This window comes from Mycobacterium sp. 852002-51961_SCH5331710 (genome assembly GCF_001665535.1).
GTDB lineage: Bacteria > Actinomycetota > Actinomycetes > Mycobacteriales > Mycobacteriaceae > Mycobacterium.
Window position 1 is genome coordinate 1 of record NZ_LZSQ01000098.1, and the last position, 9,861, is coordinate 9,861.

The following is a 9,861-nucleotide window of genomic DNA, read 5'->3' on the forward strand; positions in this document are numbered from 1 at the left end:
ACCACCGCGGCCACACCGCACTCAAAGGTCAACCACCGGCCAGCCGTGTACCTAACCTGTCAGGTCAGAACAGCTAGACCCGGCGTCCGACACCGAGGCGCTGCCGTCTTCATACAGCTGACCACGAACGCCAGCCGCGCCGAAGTCCCACCGGGGACGGCAAACACCTTCCGCCGCAACACCTTCGGATGCAGCTTGGACGGAAGGCCACCAGCCACCATAATATCGACCGTCTCGGCGTCGCCAGCACCGCGGACGAATCGGTGTACCGGCCCGTTGCCACCTCGCCTCCGGCTTGCGCGGGTCAATCTCTCAGGTCGTCGTTGCCACACTCAGAAGTGACATGTACAAATCACGGTTCAGCGAGTGTACAGTTCACGGTGTGGAGGTATCCGTGACCGAGTTGCGCGCGCACCTTAGCGATTGGCTCGATCGAGTTCGGGCTGGTGATGAGGTCGTCATCACCGACCGCGGGATTCCGGTCGCGCGACTCGCTGCGCTGGACAGCGCAGGCACCTTGGAGCGTCTCACGGCCGAAGGCGTGATTGCCAGGGCCACCGCGCAGCGGCCCGTCGCTGCGGGACGGTCCCGGCCCCGACCGCGGCGGCCGGTGTCTGACCAGGTCAGCGACCAGCGGCGCTGACCGGTGCCGCTCGTCTACTTCGACGCCAGCGCCTTCGTTAAACTTCTCACCACCGAGACAGGAAGCTCGCTGGCATCCGCGCTGTGGGACGGCTGCGACGCCGCATTGTCCAGCCGCCTGGCCTACCCCGAAGTCCGCGCCGCACTCGCTGCAGCAGCCCGCAATCACGACCTAACCGAATCCGAGCTCGCCGACGCCGAGCGTGACTGGGAGGACTTCTGGGCCGCCACCCGCCCAATCGAACTCACCGCCACGGTTGAACAGCACGCCGGCCGCCTCGCCCGCGCCCATGCCTTGCGCGAAGCCGACGCTGTCCATCTGGCCAGCGCGTTGGCAGTCGGCGAACCCGGCCTGATCGTCGCCGTTTGGGACCGACGCCTGCACGCCGGAGCCCAAGCCGCCGGGTGCCGACTCGCCCCCGCCCAACTCGACCCCTAATCCGACCGCTCGACGTCAGAGGTGGGTCGACCCCGGCATGGATGACGATCAGGTACCGATTCGCCAGGTCAGAACCCGTGTCGTAAGTGGCCAAGTCCCCCCTCGGACACTCATCGTCAAAGCGCATCTGCGCAGCTAGAGCCCGGATACCACCCGGACCGCGGGTCAGGGGAAACGTTCCAGGCAGGTGTCCTGATCACCCAGCACGCCGGCGCGGAACGCGTCGATGCGCGCGAACCCCGCAGGGGCCGACTGCCCGTTGACGTCGCTGGCGGCCAGGCCGTTGGTGAGCAGACCGCTCACGGCTTCGTCCAGGTCGCCGGCGGTCAACGCGACGGTGTTGCCGTCCGGCGTGTTAACCTGTTGGCTGAGTTTCCGCGTCGCGACGCCGGTGAGGCAGGCCGTTCGCAGACCGGTCTCCGCGGTGTCTAGCGATAGCCCAAATGCCTTCTGCAGAGCCAACATATAGCGCGAGATCAGCACCGAGTAGGCGGTGTTGTCCCCCGTCAGCACGGTCGGACCCTCGGCGGCGGCGCCGAGTTTCTTCAGCCCGGCCAGGTCGACCGCGATGGCGTTGGTCGCCGGGCAGAACGAGACGGGCGGTGTGGGCCGGGCATCGGCACACCGTTTCGCGGCAGCTGCATCGAACGCGAGCCGTGGCGGGTCGGCGGGTTGGAACAGCAGGTTCATCGCGGCGATGACCGACCTCACCGACCCCTGCGACACCGGCCAGTTCCCGGTCTCCCCTCGCTGCAACGCGACCGGCAGGTCGCCACGCCGCTGGGTGACCTCGTCCTTGTCGATGCCCGTACACGTCTCGGGCCCGTCGGCGAATCCGAACTGGAACGCCGAGACCCGCTCGAACGCCGACCCGTGTTCGCCGCCTCCCGAGGACGCCCCGTTGCGGTCGAACAGCGGATCGCGGAAGGAGATGACGCTGGCGAGGAGGGCGTTGAGCCCGTCACCGGTGGACAGTCTGAAGCGTCGCGAATTCCCTTCGGCCACCCACCGCATGTAGGCCCCCGCGAAACAGTCGGCTTGCTGCTCGGCCACCAATGTCGGCGTGCTCGTCTTGTTCAGTTGGGCCTGGTACTGCACGGAATGGCCGTACTCGTGCGCCAGCACCATGGTCACGGCCATCTCGCCATAGGTCTTCCGCAGCGACGGCAGCAGGACACCGCGGTCCCAGCCGATCGTGCTGTCGGGCGGGCAGAATGCGGCGTTGACCAGTCCCGCGGTGCTCTCACCGCAGAACGACGTGGACCGGTCACGCCGGTTGGCGTCCCAGGACAGGAGCTTGCGGACCGGGGTGAAGTCCCCTGAGAGCGCCTGGCTGAACGTGCCTTTCCAGTAGTCCTCGACGTCGCTGACCGACTGCACCGCGAGCATGTCGATCGGCCCGCCGTCGGTATTGGTCACCTTCCGCGACGGTCCGGGCGCGCCCTGCTTCAAACCCGAGGGTCCGTCCGCGACGCGCATCCCCGCGACCGCGAACGGGTCGGCCGATTCCTCAGTCGTTGTGCCGCCGCAGGCCGCCAGCATGATCGCCGCAGCCATGGCCGCAGCGCTTCTGACCGCAGTGTGAATGCGGTGATGCACGGCAAGCCATTATCCGCGTCGCGCTCGTCGTCCGTTGGACATTGTCGATATGGCCGAGGTTCGTTGACTCTGCGCTGAGGGCGTGATTTCGGGGTGATACCGCGCCCTCACCGCAGAGTCAACGCTCGGTGCCGGTGCGCGTGGAACTCAATACACGTCGCGCACATAGCGTTTGGTCGCGACCAGTTCACGTTTGTAGTCGTGGGCCTGTTCGTGCGACATCCCGCCGTGTGTCTCGATGATCGTCGTCAGCGCGGCGTCGACGTCCTTGGCCATCCGGGTGGCATCACCGCAGACGTAGAAGTGCGCACCGTCGTCGAGCCAGCGCCACACCTCGGCGCCCTGTTCGAGCATCCGGTGCTGGACGTAGATCCGTGAGGCCTGATCGCGGGAGAACGCGAGATCGAGCCGGTGCAGCAACCCGTCGCGGGCCATGTCCTCGAAATCGTCGCGGTAGTAGTAATTCTGGTCGCGGTGCTGCTCACCGAAGAACAGCCAGTTGCGCCCGCGATGCCCGAGCGCCCGCCGCTCCTGCAGGAACCCGCGGAACGGCGCGACGCCGGTACCCGGACCGACCATGATCATCGGGGTCGTGCCGTCTTCCGGCGGCCGGAAGTGCGGCGAGCGCTGCAGGAAGACCGGCGCCGACAAGGCTCGGTCGGCGAGGAACGTCGAGCAGACGCCGCCGCGCCGGCCGCCGTCGGCACCGCGGTAGCGCACCACAGACACCGTCAACTGCACCTCGTGCGGGCTGACCAGCGGGCTCGACGAGATCGAGTAGCTGCGCGGGGTCAATCGCACCAGCACTTCCCGCCACTCGTCCGGATCGGCGTGGACGACGAACTCCTGGACGAGGTCCAGGCCGTTGCGGCCGACCAGCCACTTGTCCAGTTTCGCCTTCGGCGCCCGCAGCGCCTTTGCGTGCCGACTGTGCTCGGCGATGAAGCGCACGAGGTCGGGGGTGACCCGGCAGAAGTCGTAATGCGAGACGAGCGCGTCGCGCAACGACATCTCTGTGCCATCGATCTCGACCGTGTGCTGACCCGGCATCCCGGTGGCCGCCAGCCACGCGTCGACCATCAGGGGGTCGTTGGTGGCGCATACGCCCAGCGAATCGCCTGCGGCGTAGCTGACCTCGTGTTCGGAGATGTCGAAGCCGAACTGCCGCACCTCTTTTCGCGATGCCGGCCCGGTCAGCACCACGTTTCGGGACAGCGGCACGACGAGCGGACGGGCGCGAGTGAACGGCTGCGCGACCGTGGCCGGCCGCACCAGTGTCGAGACGCTTCCGGTCGGCGGCGTGGTGTCGATGCCCGGGTTCAGCAGTGCGGTGACGTCGTCGGCCCAGCGCCGCATCCGCTCGTCGTCGTAGGCCTCACAGTCGGCGCGCTCGAGCAGTCGCACGGCGCCGAGATCCGCCAGCCGGGCGTCCACGGCCCTGGCGTGGCCGCAGAAGTCGTCGTAGGACCGGTCGCCGATGCCCAGCACCGCGTATCGCAGACCCGTCAGCGGCGCCGCCGTCTCGGCCTGCAACCGCTGCCAGAAGCTCGCACCGTTGTCGGGCGGTCCCCCGTCGCCGAAGGTACTCGTGACGACCAGCACGTCGCGCGCCGCGACGAGGTCGGCGGGCGCTAAATCATCCATGTTCACCAAGTGCGCGTTTCCCAGCCGCTCGGCTAGCCGCGTGGCGAAGTCCTCGGCATTGCCTGTCTGCGACGCCCACAGCACGAGCGGCCCGTCGTCGAGTTCCGGCCGGGCCGGTTCGTCGGACGCGCGGTGGGCCTGGCCGGCCAGCAGACCGTTGATCCACTGCCGCACCGCGGTGGACACCGGCGCGGTGCCGGGCAATACCGGGGCCTCCGACTGCGCCTCGGCTAGTCCGCTGAAAAAGCCCGACACGTAAAGCGTTTCGTGCTCGGTGAGCGTCGGTGAGGCGACGGGAGTCAGCTTGACCGCGCAGACCTTGAACTCGGGCTGTAGTGAGTCGGGGTCGACGGCGTCGTTGGTCAGCGCGTTGACCGTGAGGTTCTCTCCGTGGTCGTCGTTCCAGTGGAACGGCACGAAACAGCTGCCCGGACGCACACGATCGGTGACGACGGCGGCCAGCACCGCGCGCCCGCGTCGCGTCGCGAGCTCGACGGGCCGCCCGTCCTCGATCCCCAGCCTCAGCGCATCCTCGGGATGTACCTCGACGAAGGGGTCGCCGGTCAGCTTGTTCAGCGACTCCACTCGGCCGGTCTTGGTCATGGTGTGCCACTGATGTTGCAGCCGACCGGTGTTGAGCACGAGCGGGTACTCGTCGTCGGGCAGTTCCCTCGCGTCCATGTGCGGACGAGCGTGAAAGATCGCCCGCCGCGAGGGCGTCGGGAAGGCGAGCCGAGGTGCGTGGCCGCGCTCGTCGACGAAGTGGTCCTGGCTGACGCCGTCGTTGAGGTAGCGGATCGGATGGCGATCAGACTCGTCGTCCGGCGGGCACGGCCACTGCAGGGACGATTCGCGCAGCCGCGCGTAGCTGGCGCCGCGAAGGTCGTAGCCGGTCTTCGGGTTCCAGAATCGCCGGATCTCCTCGAAGATCTGTTCGCTACAGGTGTAGGCGAAGTGGTCGCCGAACCCGAGATGGCCCGCGACCTGACAGATCAGCTGCCAGTCGGGCCGGGCCTGGCCCGGGGCGGGGATCGACTGCTGCAGCAGTGTCAGATTGCGTTCGGAGTTGACCATCACCGCGTCGGCCTCCGCCCACATCGCGGCGGGCAGCACGATGTCGGCGTAGGCGTTGGTGGCCGTGGCGCGGTAGGCGTCTTGGGTGATGACGAGCTCGGCCGCTTGCAAACCCTCGATCACGGTCGACCGATTCGCCACCGTGGCAACGGGATTGGTGCAGATGATCCAGCAGGCCTTGATGTCGCCGTCGGCGAGGCCTCGGAACATGTCCACCGTTCCCGGGCCGACGTCGGAGCGGATCGTCCCCGGGGGCAGACCCCACTGTCCCTCGACGAACGCGCGGTCCTCGGCCGAGTTGACCGCACGCTGACCGGGCAATCCCGGTCCCATATAGCCCATTTCGCGTCCGCCCATGGCGTTGGGCTGACCGGTCAGCGACATCGGTCCACTGCCCGGCCGGCAGATCGCGCCGGTGGCGAGGTGCAGGTTGCAGATGGCGTTGGTGTTCCACGTTCCGTGGGTGCTCTGGTTGAGACCCATCGTCCAGCAGCTCAGCCACTCCCCCGCGTCGGCGATCATCCGCGCCGCGAGCCGGATGTCGTTCTCCGCCAGGCCGGTGAGCCGAGCGACCCGGTCCGGGGTGTAGTCGGCGAGAAACGCCGGCATTGCCTCCCAGCCCTCGGTGTGGGCGTCGATGAATTCACCGTCGATGTCGCCGTTCTCGACTAGCAGGTGCAAGAGCCCGTTCAGCAGCGCGAGGTCGGTGCCGGGTTTGATCTGCAGGAAGAGGTCGGCGCGTTCGGCGGTCGTGGTGCGGCGCGGGTCGACGACGATCAGCTTGGCTCCCGCCTTGAGCCGGTCGGCCATCCGCAGGTACAGGATCGGGTGACAGTCGGCCATGTTGGAGCCGATGACGAAAAACAGGTCGGTGCAGTCGAAGTCGGCGTAGGAGCCGGGAGGACCGTCGGCGCCCAGCGACTGTTTGAAGCCCGTTCCGGCACTGGCCATGCAGAGCCGTGAGTTCGACTCGATGTGCACCGTGCGCAGAAACCCCTTGGCCAATTTGGTGGCGAGGTACTGCGCCTCGATCGACATCTGGCCCGAGACGTAGAGTGCGACCGCGTCCGGGCCGTGCTCGTCGACGATTGCCCGCAGTCTCCGGCCCGCCTCGGCGACGGCATCGTCGACCGGTGTGGGCACCAGTTCCTCACCGCGGCTGGGCCGCAGCATCGCCGAGGTCAGGCGGCCGTCGTCGGCGCGCATCATCTCGGCGTGAGTGGCGCCCTTGGTGCACAGCCTGCCGAAGTTGGCCGGATGCAGCTTGTCCCCGGTGACCCGAGCGATGACCGGGTTGCCGGTCTCGCGGTCGGTGGCGGTGTGCACCTCGATACCGCAGCCCACGCCGCAGTACGAGCACGCCGTCCGAGTACCCATCGGCGTCAGGCGGGCACCGGTGCGGCGGTGCGCCCGATCTGCTCGCCGGCGCCGGCCCGCGAGGTCTTCATGCGCAGGAACACGAACCAGGTGACGATCGCGCAGATCACGTAGAAGCCGAGAAACACCCAGAACGCGTTGGTGGCGGACTTGGCGTCGCTGACATACGACGCGCGCAGCACGACGTTGATGAACACGCCGCCGAGCGCGCCGGTCGCTCCGGCGAAGCCGATCAATGCGCCGGACATGCTGCGCGACCATGCGGCCTTGTCCTCGCGGCTCCAGCCGTCGCGGCCCTGGGCCTTGGCCTCGAAGATCGACGGGATCATCTTGTACGTCGAACCGTTGCCGATGCCCGAGAGGATGAACAGCAGGATGAAGCCGGCGACATAGGCGGTCATCTGCCCGCCGGTGGCCGCGCCCGCAATACCGTCGTCGAGAACACCTGCCGCGACCAGGATTCCGGCGGCGAAGATCATCGCGACGAATGTGTAGAGCGTGATCCTGCCGCCGCCGACCTTGTCGGCCAGCTTTCCGCCGAACGGCCGCGAGATGGATCCGAGCAGCGGGCCGATGAAGGCGATCTGGGCGGCGTGCAACGAGGCCTGTGCGGGGGTGTCACCGCCGGCGAGGAAGTTGATCTGCAGCACCTGGCCGAAGGCGAACGAGAACCCGATGAACGAGCCGAACGTGCCGATGTAGAGGAAGCTCATCACCCAGGAGTGCTTGAACCGCAACGCTTCTGCCATCGCGCCGAGATTGGATCGCTGGTTGCCGAGGTTGTCCATGAACAGCGCGGCCCCGAGGGCGGCCAAGGCGACCAGGACGAGGTAGATGGCGCAGACGATCTCGGGTGCGGTGTTGCTCACGGTGGCGATCACCAGGAGCCCGACGAGCTGGATCACCGGCACGCCGATGTTGCCGCCGCCGGCGTTCAGCCCGAGCGCCCAGCCCTTGAGCCGTTGCGGGTAGAACGCGTTGATGTTGGTCATCGAGGACGCGAAGTTGCCGCCGCCCACGCCGGACACCGCGGCCACGATCATGAACGTGGTGTAGGACGTGCCGGGGTTGCTCATCGCCCATAGCGTGAGCACGGTCGGAATCAACAGCAGCAGGGCGCTGACGATGGTCCAGTTGCGCCCGCCGAAGCGCGCCGGGGCGATCGTGTACGGGATCCGCAGGATCGCCCCGATCAGGGTGGGGATCGCGACCAGGTAGAACTTGCCCGCGGGGTCGATGCCGTAGACGTCCTGGGGCATGAACAGCACCATCACCGACCAGATCGACCACACCGAGAATCCGACGTGTTCGGCGAAGATCGACCAGATCAAATTCCGCTTGGCGATGTTCTTGCCACCGGATTCCCAGGCCTCGACGTCCTCGGCGTCCCAGTGTTCGATGGTGCGGCTGCGGCTCAAAGTCTTCACGAGCATCACGATGGCGGGCGGCCATTCCGTGGCCGTTGCACGTCCATGACCGAAAGGTCAACACCCGCTCACATGGCTGGCGCGACCCATTCCAATCGCCCGAAACGTGCCCGAAACAATTGTGGCGTGGGTTACTCCGCCGTGATCAGAACGGCGCGCAGGCGGCTGGCCGATTCCTCGCGCGTTCGGCCTTGATTCGCGCGGCATGATCGGCGGCGCGGCTACGCCGGCGCAGTGGCATCATCACCCCGCGGTCGTGGACCGTCGGCGGCAAGCCCGTCGGCGGTGGAAGGTCAGCGGTCGTCGTATCCCAGGTCGGAAAGAAGATTCTGCTGCCGGGTTGGGTGGTGTACTTCCTCCCGCTCGGTGAGGTCCAGACCACCGTACCGTCGGGCAGTTGGATGTCGTCCCATCCACCAAACGTCTTCATCAGGTGGTGTTTTCGGCACAGGCATTTGAGATTCGACGCATGCGTGGTCCCGAACGGATACGGGACGGTGTGGTCGATGTCGCCACGATCGGCTGGCACGTTGCAGCCAGGGGCCCGGCAGTGCAGATCTCGCATGCGTACGAACTGAGCCAACTCGGCCGACGGCCGGTACTGCGGCTCAGCCTTGTCGCTGGGCAATGTGATCGGACGAATCTTCGCGCCACCTCGGATCAGTTGCGACAGCAGTGATGCCGGTACGACTTCCTCGCCGAGGATGAGCGCTGCGCGCGGCTTAGCCTTGGACTCGGCGGCTGTCGACTGCCGCGATGCCACATCGACCGTCGATCGCTCTGCGAGGACATGGATGACGACATTCGACGATCGCGGCGCGTCAGCCGACGGACAGGTGTCGGACCCGCAGGCGCACGCGAGGCGGTCACTGCCCGCGAGCATTGCGCCGACCGCGTCCGATCGACGCTCTCCAGCGGTTCGCGGATCGTCATCGCACAGGGTCTGCACCATCTCGGCTATTCGACGTTTGAGAACAGCACCGTCCGTGGCCAGCAGGCGTCCCCACACCGACGTGGTTCCCGCCGGGTCATCGATGTCCCCGACCGAGAAGTCTCTGCTGCGCGTAGTTGATTCGCTGCGGCGCAACCCGTCCGGATCGTACCGCTCGACCCACGCATCGATTGCCCTCTCGAGCTTGTAGTCGGACAGCCGACCCCACCTGATAGCGCCTTCCGCCAAAGCGGCGTCGATCAAAGCGAGTGCCTCGGCGTCGTCAACGAACTGTGTGCGCCACGTAAGTGCCGAAGCCACGCGGGAATTGATGGCGCCCTGCAGGTACAGCGCCGCGACGCGGGGAAGCCGGTCCCGAAGTGCGATCGCTATGCGCATCTGTGCCGAGGCCCGCTTGTGGCCGACGGTCATAGCGGCCGCGACTTCGGCGGCGGCCGCGTCCCAACCGTCGAATGCCGATCGGTCGTCATCGTCGACTCTGCGGCGGGCAAGTTCGGCAATCGCGGCGAGCCGACGGGCTCCCGCCCTGGCTTCGGCCCGCGTGCACTCCTCGATCGCAGCCACGACTGCGGCATCATCCGCCGTCGCAAACTCCGAGTCGAACATATATTCGACTATGCCACGGGGGTATGACATTGATTCCGTTAATCGGGTTCGGGTGAGGATGGTCTTGCTCGTTCGCCGCCGGTGATGACTCGGCCTGTGAC

Annotated in this window: 5 protein-coding genes and 1 pseudogene; 2 read left to right on the top strand and 4 right to left on the bottom strand. The window is 67.1% G+C overall.

All coding sequences use genetic code 11. The annotated features are described in order from the left end of the window. Positions 1–188 precede the first annotated feature (188 nt). Positions 189–643 (top strand): annotated as a pseudogene (locus tag A5752_RS28040) (type II toxin-antitoxin system Phd/YefM family antitoxin). A 3-nt stretch (positions 644–646) separates the two neighbouring features. After that, positions 647–1,081, top strand: coding sequence for a type II toxin-antitoxin system VapC family toxin (locus A5752_RS16675; protein WP_012394840.1), 435 nt, complete (start codon positions 647–649; stop codon positions 1,079–1,081). A 165-nt stretch (positions 1,082–1,246) separates the two neighbouring features. Here A5752_RS16675 and A5752_RS16680 read toward each other — a convergent pair whose 3' ends face one another. The 4 genes from A5752_RS16680 to A5752_RS16695 all read right to left on the bottom strand — a co-directional run bounded on the left by A5752_RS16680 (position 1,247) and on the right by A5752_RS16695 (position 9,760). Beyond that, on the bottom strand, positions 1,247–2,638 hold the full coding sequence (locus A5752_RS16680; RefSeq protein ID WP_067087727.1) for a neutral zinc metallopeptidase: 1,392 nt from the start codon (positions 2,636–2,638) through the stop codon (positions 1,247–1,249). Between the two features lie 189 nt (positions 2,639–2,827). After that, positions 2,828–6,775, bottom strand: a complete 3,948-nt coding sequence (locus A5752_RS16685) for a bifunctional nitrate reductase/sulfite reductase flavoprotein subunit alpha (RefSeq protein ID WP_067087729.1) — start codon at positions 6,773–6,775, stop codon at positions 2,828–2,830. A 5-nt stretch (positions 6,776–6,780) separates the two neighbouring features. Then, entirely contained in the window at positions 6,781–8,208 is a 1,428-nt protein-coding gene (locus A5752_RS16690) for a nitrate/nitrite transporter (protein ID WP_067087731.1), read from the bottom strand. A 139-nt stretch (positions 8,209–8,347) separates the two neighbouring features. After that, positions 8,348–9,760 carry an HNH endonuclease signature motif containing protein gene (locus tag A5752_RS16695; RefSeq protein WP_067087732.1) on the bottom strand — a complete coding sequence of 471 codons (1,413 nt, stop codon included), beginning with the start codon at positions 9,758–9,760 and terminating at the stop codon, positions 8,348–8,350. Between the last annotated feature and the right edge of the window lie 101 nt (positions 9,761–9,861).

Bases quoted from the DNA above. Each gene is read 5' to 3' on its own strand.
- A5752_RS16695 (WP_067087732.1), bottom strand. From the start codon at position 9,760: ATGTTCGACTCGGAGTTTGCGACGGCGGATGATGCCGCAGTCGTGGCT.
- A5752_RS16680 (WP_067087727.1), bottom strand. From the start codon at position 2,638: ATGGCTGCGGCGATCATGCTGGCGGCCTGCGGCGGCACAACGACTGAG.
- A5752_RS16685 (WP_067087729.1), bottom strand. From the start codon at position 6,775: ATGGGTACTCGGACGGCGTGCTCGTACTGCGGCGTGGGCTGCGGTATC.
- A5752_RS16690 (WP_067087731.1), bottom strand. From the start codon at position 8,208: ATGCTCGTGAAGACTTTGAGCCGCAGCCGCACCATCGAACACTGGGAC.